Source organism: Flavobacterium sp. (assembly GCF_027531705.1).
In the GTDB taxonomy this organism is placed as follows: Bacteria; Bacteroidota; Bacteroidia; order Flavobacteriales; family Flavobacteriaceae; genus Flavobacterium.
In genome coordinates this window covers 1-16,875 of sequence record NZ_JAPZSP010000031.1, presented here as the reverse complement: position 1 = coordinate 16,875, position 16,875 = coordinate 1, and the positions used below count along the sequence as shown (strand labels likewise).

The following is a 16,875-nucleotide window of genomic DNA, read 5'->3' as shown; positions in this document are numbered from 1 at the left end:
CTAAAAATTCCCAAACAATGATTACTTTTGCACATCTAAAATTATAAAAAGATGGCACTACAAAATACTAATCCTACTACAACAAAAGCTTGGGGAAAATTGCAACAACATTTCCAAACCATGCAAACAGCCTCCATGAAAGAGATGTTCGCTGAAGATGCTTCAAGAGCGGCAAAATTTCATATAAAATGGGAAGATTTTTTAGTAGATTATTCTAAAAACAGAATCAATCAAGAAACCATCAATTTATTACTAGAATTAGCAAACGAAGTCAATCTAAAACAAGCAATTGCAAGCTATTTTGACGGACAAGCCATTAATCAAACCGAAAACAGAGCGGTTCTTCACACTGCATTGCGAGCGCCAGAAAAAGCAACCGTCTTGGTAGATGGAAAAAATGTAATGCCCGAAGTTTATGAAGTAAAAAACAAAATAAAAGCATTTTCCAACGAAGTAATTTCGGGACAAAGAAAAGGATATACAGGAAAAGCATTTACTGATATTGTAAACATTGGAATTGGCGGCTCAGACCTTGGACCAGCAATGGTTGTTGAGGCTTTGCAATTTTATAAAAACCACTTAAATGTACATTTTGTTTCCAATGTTGACGGTGATCATGTAAACGAAGTAATCAAGAAAATAAATCCAGAAACAACATTGTTTGTGATTGTTTCTAAGACATTTACAACACAAGAAACCTTAACTAATTCTGAAACCATAAAAGATTGGTTCTTGAAATCGGGCCAACAAGAAGATATAGCCAAACATTTTGTGGCCGTTTCAACAAACATCCAAAAAGTAACCGAATTCGGAATTGATTCTAACAACATTTTTCCAATGTGGGATTGGGTTGGTGGTCGTTTTTCACTTTGGAGCGCAGTTGGTTTGTCTATAAGTTTAGCCGTTGGTTTTGATAATTTTGACCATTTGCTAAAAGGCGCAAACAAAATGGACGATCATTTCAAATCAGAATCTTTTGACCAAAATATACCTGTAATTCTGGCTTTATTGAGTGTTTGGTACAATAACTTTTTTGGAGCAGAAAGCGAAGCGCTAATTCCATACACACAATATTTACAAAAACTAGCACCTTACTTACAACAAGGAATAATGGAAAGCAATGGAAAAAGTGTAGGTCGTGACGGAAAAATTGTGAATTACCAAACTGGAACTATCATTTGGGGTGAACCAGGAACTAACTCGCAACATGCTTTTTTTCAACTAATTCACCAAGGAACAAAATTAATCCCAACCGATTTTATAGGTTTTGTAAAACCTTTGTATGGCGATAAAGACCATCATGACAAATTGATGTCTAACTTTTTTGCTCAAACAGAAGCATTACTAAATGGTAAAACCCAACAACAAGTTCAAGCAGAATTTGACAAACAAGGAGTTGCTGCCAAAAAAGCTGCTTATCTTTTACCTTTCAAAGTTTTTGCAGGAAATAAACCAACCAATACATTGTTAATTAATCAACTAACACCTGAATCTTTGGGTTCATTAATAGCTTTATACGAACATAAAATTTTCGTACAAGGAATTATTTGGAACATTTTTAGCTATGATCAGTGGGGTGTTGAACTTGGAAAACAATTAGCCAATTCAATTCTAGATGAAATTAATTCTAAAGAAGTAAAAGTACACGACAACTCTACAACTTTCTTATTAAATTATTATTTAGGAAAATAATTTTCAACCGACAAAATATACTTTAATTTGTATTCAAAGGTTTTCACAAAGGAATAGGAAAATTGTTAATATTATCATAACATAGATGTTTTGATTAGGTTGTACTTTTGCGGAAACTTAAACAAAACAAAAATGAAAAGAAAATTATCGCTTTTTTTTCTCTTCCTATCTATGATTGGTTTTTCACAAGTTACGAAATCTTCTATTTCGGGAACTGTTAAAACTGACAAGGGAGAGCGATTGCCAGGAGCAACTGTTGAGGTAAAACACGTTCCAACTGGAACTAAATATTTTGCCAATTCTGATGCATCAGGAAATTATGGAATTCCATCGTTAAGACCAGGTGGACCTTATACAGTTTCAGTATCTTATGTTGGATACAAGCAAACTGTTCTTTCTGACATTACCGCATCTTTAGGTAATAACGTAACAGTAAATCTTTTTTTAGAAGAAGAATCAAATGCTTTAAAAGAAGTTGTTATAACTAAATCTAAATCAGGGGTTTTTTCTAAAGGCAGAACAGGTGCATCTCAACAATTTAATAATCGTGAACTAAATGCAATACCTGTAACAGGTGCAAGATCGATTACTGCTATTACAAAATATAATGCAAATGCTGGAAGCAATGGAACTTTTGGAGGACAAGATTCTAGATTGAATAATTTTACTATTGATGGATCAGTTTTCAACAATGGTTTTGGTTTAGGTTCTGATTCTCAAGCTGGTGGTAGAACTGGTTCATCAGCGATATCATTAGATGCTATCGAACAATTACAAGTAAACATTGCTCCATATGATGTACGCCAATCAGGTTTTACAGGTTCAGGAATCAATGCAGTTACTAGAAGCGGAACAAATGAAGTTGAAGGTTCTATTTACCATTCTTTTAGAAATAACAAAAAAGATTTTGTTGGAACACGTGCAGATGAAGTCAAAATTGTACCTGCCACTTTTGAAGAAAAAATTTGGGGAGCTAGAGTTGGTGCACCAATAATTGAAGATAAATTATTTTTCTTTGGAAATTTTGAAACAATTGACAACTTAAGCCCTGCTACTACTTGGACAACGAGTAATTCACCTATTGCTGGAGGACAAGTTTCAGCTCCAACAACAGGGCAAATGCAAGAGGTTTCTGATTTGCTAGGCAAACTTGGTTATCAAACAGGTCCCTGGGAAGGATATGATGCTGTAAAAGAATCAAAAAAGTTTTTGGCAAGGATAGATTGGAATATAAATAACAATCATAAATTAACAGCAAGATATGTTCATCACGATTCAAGTTCTGATGAGTTAATATCAAATTCAAATTCACTTGGTTTTGGTAATAGAAGAACTAACGTAAACTCGTTGTCTTATAAAAACAGCGGTTATGTAATTAAAGACAATACTAGATCAGTAGTTCTTGAACTTGATAGTAAACTTTCAGAAAAATGGCATAACAATTTTATAGCTGGATACGATTTACAGATTGAAGATAGAGCTTTACAAGGCGGTGGAATATTTCCAACTATAGATATTAAAAACCCTGAAAACAACACAAACTTTATTTCTGCAGGTTTAGACCCATTTACACCTGGTAATTTATTAGATTATTCTACATTACACTTTACTAATAATATAACTGGATATTTTGGAAAACACACTTTAGTATTTGGTGCAAATTATGAAAGATTTAAATCTAACAATTCGTTTTTCCCAGGATCTAATGGTGTTTTTGTTTTTAATTCATTACAAAATTTTATTGATGCTGCAAATGAAACTATTGGTTTAGGAGGATTACCAACAGTAACCAATCTTCCCGCTCAAGTACAATTTAGATATTCTGCTTTACCTGGTGGAGCAGAACCTTTGCAAATATTAAAATCAAATAAGTTTGATATTTATGGTCAAGACGAAATTAAAGTTTATGATAATCTAAAACTTACTTTTGGAATTAGAGCTACAGCTATAACATTTGCAAATACAGCTCTTGAAAATCCAATAGTAACAAATTTAACTTTTGCTAATGGAGAAAAGTATAATACGGGAAAAATGCCAAAAACACAATATCTTTTTGAGCCTAGAATTGGTTTCAACTTAGATGTAAAAGGTGATGCTACAACACAAGTAAGAGGTGGTACAGGAATATTTACAGGAAGACCTCCTCAGGTTTTCATCTCTAATGCAATAGGTAATAATGGAATTTTAACAGGGTTTGTTGATGCAAGCGGTGATGCTGTTGGTGCTGGTAATTATGGATTTACACCAAATCCAAGTCAATATTTTACACCAAGTACACCACAACTGCCGGCAACAATTGAGTTAGCTTTTACCGATTCTGATTTTAAATCACCTCAAGTATGGAAATCAAATGTTGCAGTAGATCAAAAATTACCTTTTGGTTTTATAGGTACAATTGAAGGAATTTTTAATAAAAACATTAATGAAGTTTATTACAGAAATGTAAACTTAGACAAACCTGTAGGAACTTTGAGCGGTGTTGATACAAGACCATACTACTCTGGAACTGCAAATGGAAGTAGAATTAACAACAATGTTTCAAGTGCAGTTTTATTGACAAACTCTAATAAAGGATATTTTTATTCTACAACTTTTAAATTAGAGTATCCTTATAAAAAAGGGATTTGGGGTTCTATAGCTTATACACACTCAGGAGCTTATGATTTAATGTCTGCAGGTTCAATAGCAGCAGGTTCTTGGACGGGTGCTAGATCTGTTAATGGAAATAATGATTTGGATAGATCTATTTCTAACAACAATACACCACATAGAATAGTTGGTATCTTAGGGTATAAAATAGAATATGGTAAAAACATTGGCGCTGCAACCTCTATAAATCTTGGTTATATAGGCGAGCAAGCAAGTCCGTTTTCTTACACATATAGCGGAGATTTAAATGGTGATTCTGTTGCAGGAAACGATTTATTATATGTGCCATTAAAAGCTTCTGATATTCGTTTTGTTCCAATTACACAAACAGTTGCGGGTTCAACATTGGTTTTATATACAGTTCAAGAACAAGAAGAAGCTTTTGAAAAATATATTAGCCAAGACCCATATTTATCTGAAAGAAGAGGCCAATACGTTGAGAGAAATAGTAATGTGTTACCTATGTTACATCGTTTAGATTTATCAGTAACACAAGATTTTTTCATCAAGATTAAAGGTAAAAAGAATAGTTTCCAGTTTAGAGCAGATATTTTAAACTTCACTAATTTTCTAAATAGTGATTGGGGTGTTACAAAAAGAGCTACTAATACAAATCTTCTTTCTGTATCTCAGGCGCCAAATAGTGGTAATAACTTTATTGCAGGATATAATTTAGCACTACAAACAGATAATCAAGGAAAACGTTTCTTAATTAAAGATACATTCCAAAAAAACGCATCTGTATTTGACGTATGGCAAGCACAATTTACATTAAGATATACATTTAATTAATAAAACATAAAATAATAAAACATAAAGATTATGAAAATAGTTAATAAACTTCAAAAAGCAATTTTGCTATTGTCAATGATATTCTTAGTAGTTTCATGTGATGAAAAATCTGAAGAAGTAGTAAAACTTCCAACAATTTATGACATTGTTAGTACCGATGCAAATTTTAGTATTCTGAAAAAAGCTATTGAAAAAACAAGTCCAGCAAGTGATAACAATAGTATATTAAATAGAGTTAAAGGTGCAGGATCTTATACTGTTTTTGCTCCTACAAATGCTGCTTTTATTGCAGCTGGTGTAACAGAAGCTTCAGTGGACGCTTTAAATCCTGCTTCTACTGTTCCAGCAGATGTTTCTGCAATATCTACTTTAAGAAGAAGATTGCAAAACCACATTCTTGGAGTTGGAACTTTATCAAGCGACTTACCATCTGATGGTTATGTAAAAACATTTGCTGCTGGTGTTGGTTCTACAACATTAAGTATGTATGTTAACAAATCAAGCGGTGTTGTGCTTAACGGCGGTACTGCTAATGGTGGTGCAACTGTAACTACCGCAAATATAGAGGCAAGTAATGGAATTGTGCATGTGATTGATAATGTTATGACATTACCAACGTTAGTAAATCATATAAAAGCTAACCCAAGCCTTTCAACTCTTTTAGCTGTTGTAACAAGTGGAGTTGGCGGTTCTTTTGGAGATCAATCAGCAGTATTAAATTTATTGACAACTGCAAATTCTAATGCAGTATATGCTTCTAACAATACTAATCCTGCAATTACATTATTTGCGCCATTAAACTCTGCATTTACTTCTGCTACAGCTAGTGGAGGTTTTTTAACAGGTGCTAATTTTGATCCAGCAACTAACTTGGGAACAAATGTTACAAAAGTTTTGCAATATCATGTAAGTCAATCATTACCATTTACTCCGCCAGCAGTTGCTACCGTAGGAAATTTATCAGCAGCTTCAAACACTGCTTGGTCTACATCTACTACATCTGATTCAACAATTAGAACTATAGCTCCAACTTCTACAACAGGAACGCAAACATTTTTAATTACAAGACAAACTTTAAAAATAACTGAATTACCTGCTATATCTGCACCAGCAAGTATTCTAAAAACAGTAAATATTCAAGCAACAAATGGTATTATTCATACTATTGACAGAGTATTACAGCCTGTTTTATAAAAATTAAGTTTAAACAATTTCTAAAACCTCTTAAATATTTTTTTTAAGAGGTTTTTTTGTTTAAATTTGAAATCCTAAAAAAATAATTTATGTACACTTTTATTCAAAAATTTCATTCTGGTTGGGCTTATTTAGTGCTTTTATTGCTAGTTGTTGCTGTTGTTAATTCGTTTCTTGGATTATCTTCTAAAAAAGATTTTACTGCTAAAGATAGAAAAATTGCTCTTTTTGCCTTAATTTTTACTCATGTTCAATTAGTAATCGGATTTATACTTTATTTCGTTTCTCCGCTTGGAAAAGATAGTTTAGGACAAATGAAAGATGCAGCACTACGCTTGACTTCACTAGAACATCCATTAATCAATATAATTGCTATTGTTCTTATTACAATTGGTTGGTCATCACATAAAAAACAAGAAAGTAGTAACGGGAAATTCAAAAAAATAGCTATTTTTTATGGTCTCGGATTACTTCTAATTTTAAGTCGAATCCCATGGTCATTATGGTTTTAAAAATTTAGAAAGTCCTGAATAAGGACTTTTTTTATCCATTTGGGTATGGTTTTTGTAAAAAAGTTATAAACGCTAAAAAATGAAAAAACATTCTATAACATATCTGCTTCTGGTCGTCACAAATTTATTTTGGGTTTCTTTTTATGCTCAAAAAAGTCAAATTCAACCAAGTAAAACGACTCTAAAAGTTGAAAAAACTACAACCGTTGTAGACACAATAAAAAAAGGAAAAGAAATTGCGTTAGAAAGCAATGACGAAATAATTGACACACTTATTGTCGAAAAAGGAAAATTTAAACTTCACAAAAAAAACGCACATGCTTCTTATTACGCCAATAAATTCAACGGAAGACGAACTGCAAGCGGAAAAAAATTCAACAATAACGCAATGACTTGTGCTCACAAAAAATTTCCTTTTGGTACAAAACTAAAAGTAACCAACGAAGCAAACGGTAAATCTGTCTATGTAGAAGTAACCGATCGTGGACCATATGTAAAAGGTCGTGAACTCGATTTATCAAGAAGAGCTTTCATGGAAATTGCTCATAATAAAGGTTCGGGTTCAATGAATGTGACAATTGAAATTCTTCAAAAATGATAGTAAAAAGAGGTTTTATTTTACTTTTTTCAACGCTATTTTTACTAATTACTGCAAGTTGTTCTTCCACCAAAAAAACTTCTGCTAAAGTCTTCAAAAGTAAAGTAGAAGCTTCCTATTATGCCGATAAATTCAACGGAAAGAAAACCGCAAGTGGCGCCGTTTTTAGTAATTCAAAACTAACAGCCGCGCACCGAACATTGGCTTTTGGAACAAAAGTAAAAGTAACCAATACTGCCAACAACAAAAGTGTTGAGGTTGAAATAAACGACCGTGGACCATTCAAAAAAACTAGAGAAATCGATTTATCCAAAAAAGCGTTTATGCAAATTACCGAAAACAAAAACAACGGCATTCTAAACGTCAACATTGAAATTCTAAATTAGTTTACCACATTTTTATAAAATATATTGATTTTCTTTAATTTTGCCACTGATTAAATGGATTAAAAGGATTTACCATTTACATAATAAAAAATCTGTGGCTTGAAAAAAAATTAATTATTCAAAGCCCACTATTTCAAACTAATTTTTTACAAAAAATTTGTGAAAATTTGCGTAATTTGTGGTTGCGTTCACCACTTTGTAAAAGGATTATTGCTTAAATAAGCATTATAATATTTCACATCGTTTGTAACTTCTTTTCCCAACCAACTTGGTTTTTCGAAAGCTTCATCTTCACTTTCCAATTCTATTTCGGCTATTACCAAACCTTCATTTTGGCCAAAAAACTCATCGACTTCATAAACATGATTGCCAACCTTCACTTCATAACGAATTTTTTCAATCGCTCCTTCTTCACATAATTTCAATAAAGCAGTAGCTTCATCAAGCGAAATTATTTTTTCCCATTCAAATCTTGTCATACCGCTTTTATTGCCCATTCCTTTGATAGTTATAAAGCCATCCTTGCCATTTGTCCTAATTCGCACCATTCGTTCGGGATTTGAGCTTATATAGCCTTGTAGAATACTTTTTTTAGCAAAAGCTTCGTTCTTAAATTCAAAACTAGTTACCAGAAACTTTCTTTCTATTTCTATCATTTTTTAGGAGCTTTATCCTGCTATTCGCTATATCTTTATTTTTTTAAAGAAAAAAAATAAAGGATGCCGCTACTATCAGGGCTAGATTACGTAACAAAGATAAAAAAAACGAATGCTACTTTTTGATTAAATTTGTAACATGCAAGAACCAATTCCAAATAGAAAAATTATTCATGTCGATATGGATGCATTTTATGCCTCGGTCGAACAATTGGATAATCCCGAATTGCGAGGAAAACCGCTTGCTGTTGGTGGTTCAGAACATCGTGGTGTTGTTTCTGCTGCAAGTTATGAAGCTCGAAAATTTGGCGTTCGTAGTGCATTAAGTGGCACTTTAGCTAAAAAATATTGTCCAGAACTTATTTTTGTACGACCACGATTTGATAGATACAAAGAGATTTCTAACAAAATCAGAAACATTTTTCACGATTATACCGACTTAGTCGAACCACTTTCGTTAGACGAAGCTTATCTGGATGTAACCGTAAACAAAAAAGGAAATCCAAGTGCTAGTTTGATAGCGCAAGAAATAAGAAAACGAATTTATGACGAACTAGGCTTAACAGCTTCTGCAGGTATTTCAATCAATAAATTTGTGGCAAAAGTCGCTTCTGATTATAACAAACCTAATGGACAAAAGACAATTGGACCAGACGAAGTAATTCCATTTCTAGAGCAATTGCCCATCAGAAAATTCTATGGTGTTGGAAAAGTTACCACCGAAAAAATGTACCAATTAGGTATTTTTACGGGTTTAGATTTAAAAAACAAATCGCTAGAATTTCTAGAAAAACACTTTGGGAAAACGGGTACTTTTTATTACCATGTTGTTCGTGGCATTCATAATGGTCAAGTTAAGTCAAATCATATTGCCAAATCGGTTGCTGCCGAACATACTTTCAATGAAAATTTAACTTCGGAAATCTTCATGCTCGAAAAATTAGAAAGAATCGCAGCCGAACTCGAACGAAGATTAAAAAAGCACAATATTTCGGGAAAAACAGTTACACTAAAAATAAAATATAGTGATTTTTCACAACAAACTCGAAGCAAAACCTTGCCTTACTTTATTTCAGACAAAGCATTGATGCTAGAAACCGCCAAAGAACTATTGTTTCAAGAACGCATGAAAGAATCTGTTCGATTACTCGGAATTTCGTTAAACAATCTCAATACCGAAGTCAAAAAAACAGTTGTTGTTCAGTTGAAATTTGATTTTTAAATAAAAAAAAGCTGCTCAAATCATGAACAGCTCTTATATATTATTAATTTTTGCCACAGATTTAAAGGATTAAAATGATTCACTTCACAATTTTAAAAATCTGTGTTAATCTTTGTAATAAGTGTTATTTTAACAAAATTAATCTCTACTTGATAGTTTAGACAATAAACGCAAGAATTCGATATACAACCAAACCAGTGTTACCATCAATCCCATTGCACCAAACCATTCCATGTATTTAGGCAAACGATTTTCAACACCTTTTTCTATTTGATCAAAATCTAAAAACAAGTTTAAAGCAGCAATTACTATCACAAAAACACTTATTCCGATACTCATCATCGAGTTGCCATAATGAACAGGTTGAAAGCTAGTAAACATTGATAACAACCAGCTAATCAAATAATAAGTAGCAATAGCAAGTGTCGAAGCCACTACAACTGATTTAAATGTTTCAGTAACCTTTACGATTTGGTATTTGTATAACCCAAAACAGATTAAGAAAGTAACAAACGTTGCTCCAACAGCTTGCAAAACAATTCCTGGGTAACTTGTCATTTCGAAAAATGCAGAAATTCCGCCTAAGAACAAACCCTCAAAAACGGCATAACCTGGCGCTAAATATCTTGACAAATGCGGTTTGAAAGAAGAAACAACAACCAAGATTAATCCAACAATGGCGCCACCAATGGTTAGAATCATAGTATTATAACCTTGAAAAGTCAAATACCAAGTAACAAAAGCTGATGCAATAAGAAGAAATAAAAGCGCAAAACTTTTGTTGATGGTTCCCGATACACTCATGGTATCATTATAATCTATTACTACAGATTTGTTTTCTGTTCCATCATAACTAGATACGTCGGCATCTTTAAACGATTTGTTTTTAAAAAACGGATTGCTTGAGTTCATATTTTTTAATTTTATTGGTGATTCAAATATAGAAAAAAAAGGATTATGGTTTAAAATTTATTTTGTGTACAAAAAAAATCACAAAAAAATCCGTCAAGTAATACAACAAGACGGATTTTATATTTTATTACGTATAATTTACTCTATCTCCGAAACTCTCAAGGTATTTACCATTCCTTTTTCGGTTACTGGCATTGCTGCAAGATTGATTAAAAAATCGCCTTTGTCAACAAATCCTTTTACACGAGCAATTTCATTCACATCGGTTACAGTATCGTCTGTACTAACGAATTTATCATAGTAGAAAGACTTCACGCCCCAAAGCAGATTTAATTGCGTTAAAATGCGCTTATTTGACGTAAAAACTAATATATGAGCCGATGGTCGCCAAGCCGAAATTTGAAAAGCAGTATAACCGCTATTGGTTAAAGTACAAATCGCTTTTGCTTTGATATAATTGGCCATCATAGCCGCGTGGTGACAAATTGATTTTGTAACAAAACGATTGGTTCTAACTTGTGGCGTATTTTGTGGTACTTGAATAAGTGGTGAATCTTCAACAGCTTCAATAATTTGTGTCATTTGCTGAATTACTTGTACTGGATAATTTCCAACAGAAGTTTCACCCGAAAGCATTACAGCATCGGCACCATCCATAACAGAGTTGGCAACGTCATTTACTTCGGCACGTGTTGGTGTAAGGCTTGTAATCATGGTTTCCATCATTTGCGTTGCCACAATAACAGGAATACGAGCCGTTTTAGCTCTATGAATCAATTTTTTCTGGATTAACGGAACTTCATGCGCTGGAATTTCAACACCCAAATCGCCACGAGCAACCATTAATCCATCGCAATAAGCTACTATTTTATCAATGTTTTCAACACCTTCTGGTTTTTCAATTTTGGCAATAATTGGAATTTTATGATCAGAATGTTTAGTAATTAAATCCTGTAATTCCATCAAATCTTCTGCGGTTCTTACAAACGAAAGTGCTATCCAATCTACTTTTTGTTCGATTGCAAAAAGTGCATCTTTTATATCTTTCTTTGTTAATGCAGGCAAAGAAACTTTGGTATTAGGTAAGTTTACACCTTTTTTAGATTTTAATGGTCCACCTTGAATTACTCTACATTTAACTTCGGTTGTTCCGTTGGTTTCTAATGCTTCAAACATCAATTTTCCGTCGTCCAAAAGGATTTTTTCGCCCGGATTTACATCGCTAGGAAACGCTTTGTAGTTCATATAAACTCTATCGGCAGTTCCAGGAACATCTTCGGCAGTTTGAAATGTGATGATATCACCAGGATTTACAACTACATCTTCTTTCATCACACCAACTCTAAGTTTTGGCCCTTGTAAGTCTCCTAAAATTGCAGTAGTATAACCGAATTCATCATTTAAACCTCTAATTAAATCTATCTTTGATTTTACATCATCATAATCGGCATGCGAAAAATTTACTCTAAAAACATTAACACCAGCTTCAATCATGTCTTTTAGAACTTCTCTAGTGCTACAAGCAGGACCAAGTGTGGCTACAATTTTTGTTTTTTTATTTGTTGGCATTTGTATTAAAAAATTAGATTGTTTTTTGATTTTATTTTAGCTAAATCAACAGCATAAACCGTTGAAATTCTTTCTATTGTATTTATTTTGGTTAGAATTGATTCAATATCAATTTCTGAGTTTTCAATTTTTATAAAATAATCAACTTTTTTAAATTCAGGAACTAAATAAGTTGTTGTTGTTTCTTCTTCATTACCAAAAAGATTTTGGGTTGCCAATTTCTTTTGAATAATAATCTCGTTTTTATTTTGAATTAAATCCCAATATTCCTCTTTTTCTGTATTACTATAACTGTATTTAGAAAAATTTATTTTACCAATTTTACTAATTACCTGAATTTGTTTTTCGCTTTTAGAAAAAAGAACAGGAAGCTTTTGGTTAACAAAATAGGCTAAACGATAGTCTTCTAGTGAAGTATGAATTGCTAATAGCTCATAATTTGCTTCTTCACAATCATCAATTATCAATTTATGAATTGCCATTTTATTGAAAATTTAGGTGTAAATATAGTATTTCTTGTTTAGAAAATTCTTTGAAAACGTCAACTAACTGTTTATTTATCAACGAAAACGATATAGTTTTGAGAATTATTTACTTTTTGGAATCGATTTTTCCTTGAAATGCAAAATAAGCTCTTTGCGATGCTTTTTCTTCGGCTTTCTTTTTGGAAGTTGCTCTAGCTTTTGCCACAACAACATCGTCAATACTAAGTTTAACACCAAAAAGGCGGTCGCCACTTATGCTATTATCTTCAAAAATATCGTAAAAAAAAGTCTTTTTCTCTTTCTGACACCACTCTATCAATAAACTTTTATAGCTAATTACTTTCCCTTCAAGTCTTGGTATATCAACATAAGGCTCAATTACTTTATTATGGATAAATTTTTCACAATGTGAATAACCTTGATCTAAAAAGATAGCTCCAACCAATGCTTCAAATATATTTCCATGTATGTTTTCACCAAAATGCTGTGTTTGTACTTTACTTTCAACGAATTTAATTAAATTTAAGTCCTTTCCTAGCTCGTTAAGATGTTCACGGCTAACAATTTTAGAACGCATTTTAGTCAAATAACCTTCGTCTCCAGATGGAACTTCATTAAAAAGATGAGCCGCAATTACTGAACTTAGCATAGCATCACCAAGAAATTCAAGTCGTTCGTAACTAATAGGATTTCCTTTTAAATCTACTTTGTTTATAGAACGATGGGTAAATGCTCTTGTGTAATTCTCAATGTTTTTGGGTTTAAAACCTATGATTCTTTCTATATCACCAAAAAAATTCCCGCCTTCTGTAGGACGGGAATTTTTAGAAAATATTTTTTTTAATAAACTCATTTAGTGGTTATTCTTCCAATTTTTTAAATAATACACAAGCATTGTGACCACCAAAACCAAAAGTGTTACTCATAGCAACATTGATTTCTCTTTTTTGCGCTTTATTCAAAGTCAAATTCAAAGAAGGATCAATATTTTCATCCACAACTTCATGGTTAATGGTTGGAGGAACAATACCGTTTTTCATTGCTAAAATTACTGCAATAGCTTCAATTGCACCAGCAGCACCAAGCAAGTGACCAGTCATAGACTTAGTCGAATTGATATTAATATTTTTAGCATGATCACCAAAAACATGAGAAATTGCTTTTAATTCGGCAACATCACCAAGTGGAGTAGAAGTTCCGTGAGTATTAATATGATCCACTTTGTCAGGAGACATTCCAGCATCACGCAAAGTGTTTTCCATAACGGCAATAACACCAATTCCTTCAGGATGTGGAGCTGTTAAATGGTAAGCATCGGATGACATTCCGCCACCACCAACTTCACAATAAATTTTGGCACCACGAGCTTTTGCATGTTCGTATTCTTCAAGAACTAATGCACCTGCGCCTTCACCAAGAACAAATCCGTCACGAGTAGCATCAAAAGGTCTTGAAGCTGTTTCTGGACTATCATTTCTTGTTGATAAAGCTTGCATAGAGTTAAATCCACCCATTCCAGAAATAGTAACAGCTGCTTCAGAACCACCTGAGATAATAACATCACAAAGTCCTAAACGAATATAATTGAATGCATCAATTAATGCATTGGCAGATGATGCACAAGCAGAAACTGTTGTGTAGTTTGGTCCCATAAAACCATTTCTCATAGAAATATGAGCAGGCGCAATATCAGCAATCATTTTTGGAATAAAGAAAGGATTGAATCTAGGAGTTCCATCACCAGCAGCATAATTTAAAACTTCTTCTTGAAAAGTCTCTAATCCGCCAATTCCTGCACCCCAAATTACACCAACTCTTTGTTTGTTTACATTATCAGGAGTTATTCCGGCATCATTAATGGCTTCTTCACTAGCAGCAACAGCATACTGAGCAAATTTATCCATTCTACGAGCCTCTTTTCGATCCATAAAGTTTTCAATATTGAAATCTTTTACTTCACAAGCAAATTTTGTTTTATGCTTTTCAGTATCGTAATAAGTTATTGGAGCAGCACCGCTTTTACCATTTACTAAACCATCCCAATATTCTTGAATGGAATTTCCGATAGGAGTTAATGCTCCAAGACCTGTTACAACAACACGCTTTAATTGCATATATTTTTTTTTAAATAGTATTTAAACAAATAATACCCTGTATTCTTTATGATGTTAGCTTAAAGAGACAAGGGTATTTCAATATAGTGTGATTGAAATTCAATCAAAAATAGACTAATTTTTTGAAAAAATAATAAAACCCGTCACAATTATGCAACGGGTTTTAAGGCTTTATTATTTTTTTGCTTCTTCGATGTAAGAAATAGCTTGACCTACAGTAGCGATATTTTCTGCTTGATCATCTGGAATTTGAATGTCAAATTCTTTTTCGAACTCCATAATAAGCTCAACCGTGTCTAATGAATCCGCTCCTAAATCGTTTGTGAAGCTTGCTTCTGTTACAACTTCGTTTTCGTCAACACCTAATTTGTCTACGATAATCGCTTTTACTCTTGATGCAATGTCTGACATAATCTTTAATTTTAAATTTAATTTGTTGGCAAAAATAAAAAACTTTATTTTAAAACAACATTTTAGTTAATAAATATGACCACGAATTTAAAAAATAAATTTAACAAAGACCAATTATTTTTATTTATTATCATTTATTATTCTTTTTTTTGCGTAATACTAATTACCAATAAATGAAAAAGATTGTAATTTTTGCTTCTGGTTCGGGTTCTAACGCCGAAAAAATCATATTACACTTTAAAAACAATAGTCAAGGAACCGTAGTCGGGATTCTCACTAACAATCCTAATGCCAAAGTTATAGAAAGAGCAAAGAAATTTGATATTCCATGTGAAGTATTCAATAAAGAGGAGCTTTCCAACGGAATAGTTTTAGAAAAAATAATGGGTCTAAAAGCAGATTTAATTGTATTGGCTGGTTTTTTACTAAAATTTCCCTCTTCTATAATTGAACATTATCCTAATAGAATAGTAAATATTCATCCAGCACTTTTGCCAAATTATGGAGGAAAAGGCATGTATGGAATGAATGTACATCAAGCAGTTTTAGATAATAAAGAAAAAGAAACTGGAATTACAATTCACTATGTAAATGAAAATTATGACGAAGGAGCGATTGTTTTTCAAAAAAGCGTCTCAATAGAAGATTGTAAAACTGCCGAAGAAATTGCTGAAAAGATTCATGTTTTAGAACATCACTATTTTCCTGAAGTTATCGAAAATCTCATAAGTAAACTTTAAAAAATGCAACACGAAGTTCATATTTATACAGATGGAGCCGCCAAAGGAAATCCTGGAAATGGTGGTTACGGAGTTGTTATGGAATTAGTCGGAAGTCATTATAAAAAAGAGTTTTATGAAGGTTTCCGATTAACAACGAACAATCGCATGGAGTTGTTAGCAGTTATTGTTGGTTTAGAAAAACTGAAAAATCCAAAAACGAAAGTTTTAGTAGTTTCAGATTCAAAATATGTTGTAGATGCAGTTGAGAAGAAATGGGTTTTTGGTTGGGAAAAAAAGAATTTTTCGGGTAAAAAAAATCCTGATTTATGGATTCGTTTTCTTAAAATATACAGAAAGCACCAAGTAGATTTTAAATGGATAAAAGGGCATAATAACCATCCACAGAACGAAAGATGTGATGAATTGGCAGTTATGGCTTCTATGCAAGAAAAACTTTCTGTAGATGCGTTTTATGAGTCCGAGAGGGATTCTTTATTATAAAAAAGCCTCTATATGTTTTCATATAGAGGCTTTTATTTTTACATATGATTTGATTTACTTCACAATCAAGAACTCGCTTCTTCTGTTTTGTGCGTATTGTTCTTCTGTGCAAGTTTGTCCGCAATCAACTTTTGGTTCAGTTTCTCCAAATCCTTTTCCAGAGATTCTAGCTCTGTCGATTCCTTTAGAGATGATGTATTGTACCGTTGATTTAGCTCTTCTGTCTGATAAGTTTAGGTTGTACGTATCACTTCCTCTGTTATCAGTATGAGATTTGGCCAAGATTACTAGTTTTGGATTGTCTTGCATTACTTTTACTAGTTTGTCTAACTCAAAGGCGCCGTCTTCGGTGATGTTGCTTTTGTTGTACTCAAAGTAAATTGGTTGTAAGATGATTTCTGTTTCTGTAATAACTGGCTCAATTGGTGTAAGCTTGATAGTAGCTTTTAACTGATCGTCT

The 16,875-nt window shown here is 32.6% G+C and carries 17 protein-coding genes; 9 read left to right on the top strand and 8 right to left on the bottom strand.

Annotated features, from left to right (window positions below):
* Positions 1 to 51 precede the first annotated feature (51 nt).
* The 6 genes from pgi to O9267_RS11830 all read left to right on the top strand — a co-directional run bounded on the left by pgi (position 52) and on the right by O9267_RS11830 (position 7,823).
* Entirely contained in the window at positions 52 to 1,692 is a 1,641-nt protein-coding gene (gene pgi, locus O9267_RS11855) for a glucose-6-phosphate isomerase (protein WP_298179780.1), read from the top strand.
* 132 nt (positions 1,693 to 1,824) lie between these two features.
* Positions 1,825 to 5,133 (top strand): carboxypeptidase regulatory-like domain-containing protein, encoded by a 3,309-nt coding sequence (locus O9267_RS11850; protein WP_298179777.1) that lies wholly within the window; start codon positions 1,825 to 1,827, stop codon positions 5,131 to 5,133.
* Positions 5,134 to 5,163: 30 nt separating this feature from the next.
* A complete protein-coding gene (locus O9267_RS11845; protein ID WP_298179774.1) occupies positions 5,164 to 6,327 on the top strand; it encodes a fasciclin domain-containing protein in 1,164 nt (387 codons plus the stop codon).
* An 89-nt stretch (positions 6,328 to 6,416) separates the two neighbouring features.
* A complete protein-coding gene (locus O9267_RS11840; protein WP_298179772.1) occupies positions 6,417 to 6,839 on the top strand; it encodes a hypothetical protein in 423 nt (140 codons plus the stop codon).
* A 79-nt stretch (positions 6,840 to 6,918) separates the two neighbouring features.
* A complete protein-coding gene (locus O9267_RS11835; protein ID WP_298179770.1) occupies positions 6,919 to 7,437 on the top strand; it encodes a septal ring lytic transglycosylase RlpA family protein in 519 nt (172 codons plus the stop codon).
* A complete protein-coding gene (locus O9267_RS11830) occupies positions 7,434 to 7,823 on the top strand; it encodes a septal ring lytic transglycosylase RlpA family protein (protein ID WP_298179767.1) in 390 nt (129 codons plus the stop codon). Before O9267_RS11835 ends, O9267_RS11830 begins: the two co-directional genes overlap by 4 nt.
* A gap of 188 nt (positions 7,824 to 8,011) precedes the next feature.
* Here the strand turns inward: O9267_RS11830 and O9267_RS11825 are convergent, their stop codons facing one another.
* Positions 8,012 to 8,479 (bottom strand): CYTH domain-containing protein, encoded by a 468-nt coding sequence (locus O9267_RS11825; protein ID WP_298179764.1) that lies wholly within the window; start codon positions 8,477 to 8,479, stop codon positions 8,012 to 8,014.
* Between the two features lie 139 nt (positions 8,480 to 8,618).
* On the opposite strand from O9267_RS11825, the gene dinB reads away from it, so the two are divergent.
* Positions 8,619 to 9,701 (top strand): DNA polymerase IV, encoded by a 1,083-nt coding sequence (gene dinB / locus O9267_RS11820; RefSeq protein ID WP_298179744.1) that lies wholly within the window; start codon positions 8,619 to 8,621, stop codon positions 9,699 to 9,701.
* A 138-nt stretch (positions 9,702 to 9,839) separates the two neighbouring features.
* Here dinB and O9267_RS11815 read toward each other — a convergent pair whose 3' ends face one another.
* The 6 genes from O9267_RS11815 to O9267_RS11790 form a co-directional block, all read right to left on the bottom strand.
* Entirely contained in the window at positions 9,840 to 10,613 is a 774-nt protein-coding gene (locus O9267_RS11815; RefSeq protein WP_298179742.1) for a Bax inhibitor-1/YccA family protein, read from the bottom strand.
* Between the two features lie 138 nt (positions 10,614 to 10,751).
* Complete coding sequence (gene pyk / locus O9267_RS11810) at positions 10,752 to 12,182, bottom strand: pyruvate kinase (RefSeq protein ID WP_298179740.1); 1,431 nt, start codon at positions 12,180 to 12,182, stop codon at positions 10,752 to 10,754.
* A gap of 5 nt (positions 12,183 to 12,187) precedes the next feature.
* A complete protein-coding gene (locus O9267_RS11805; protein ID WP_298179738.1) occupies positions 12,188 to 12,664 on the bottom strand; it encodes an IPExxxVDY family protein in 477 nt (158 codons plus the stop codon).
* Positions 12,665 to 12,773: 109 nt separating this feature from the next.
* Positions 12,774 to 13,520: a ribonuclease III gene (gene rnc, locus O9267_RS11800; protein ID WP_298179735.1), complete on the bottom strand. Its 747-nt coding sequence runs from the start codon at positions 13,518 to 13,520 to the stop codon at positions 12,774 to 12,776.
* Positions 13,521 to 13,527: 7 nt separating this feature from the next.
* Positions 13,528 to 14,781: a beta-ketoacyl-ACP synthase II gene (gene fabF / locus O9267_RS11795; protein ID WP_298179733.1), complete on the bottom strand. Its 1,254-nt coding sequence runs from the start codon at positions 14,779 to 14,781 to the stop codon at positions 13,528 to 13,530.
* A 174-nt stretch (positions 14,782 to 14,955) separates the two neighbouring features.
* Entirely contained in the window at positions 14,956 to 15,192 is a 237-nt protein-coding gene (locus tag O9267_RS11790; protein WP_007137004.1) for an acyl carrier protein, read from the bottom strand.
* Positions 15,193 to 15,365: 173 nt separating this feature from the next.
* On the opposite strand from O9267_RS11790, the gene purN reads away from it, so the two are divergent.
* The gene (gene purN, locus O9267_RS11785; RefSeq protein ID WP_298179730.1) at positions 15,366 to 15,932 is read left to right on the top strand and encodes a phosphoribosylglycinamide formyltransferase; all 567 of its coding nucleotides are present in this window, start codon (positions 15,366 to 15,368) and stop codon (positions 15,930 to 15,932) included.
* A 3-nt stretch (positions 15,933 to 15,935) separates the two neighbouring features.
* On the top strand, positions 15,936 to 16,415 hold the full coding sequence (rnhA, locus tag O9267_RS11780) for a ribonuclease HI (RefSeq protein ID WP_298179728.1): 480 nt from the start codon (positions 15,936 to 15,938) through the stop codon (positions 16,413 to 16,415).
* Between the two features lie 54 nt (positions 16,416 to 16,469).
* Here rnhA and O9267_RS11775 read toward each other — a convergent pair.
* Positions 16,470 to 16,875: OmpA family protein (locus O9267_RS11775; RefSeq protein ID WP_298179726.1), on the bottom strand; the 406-nt coding region annotated here is incomplete at its 5' end.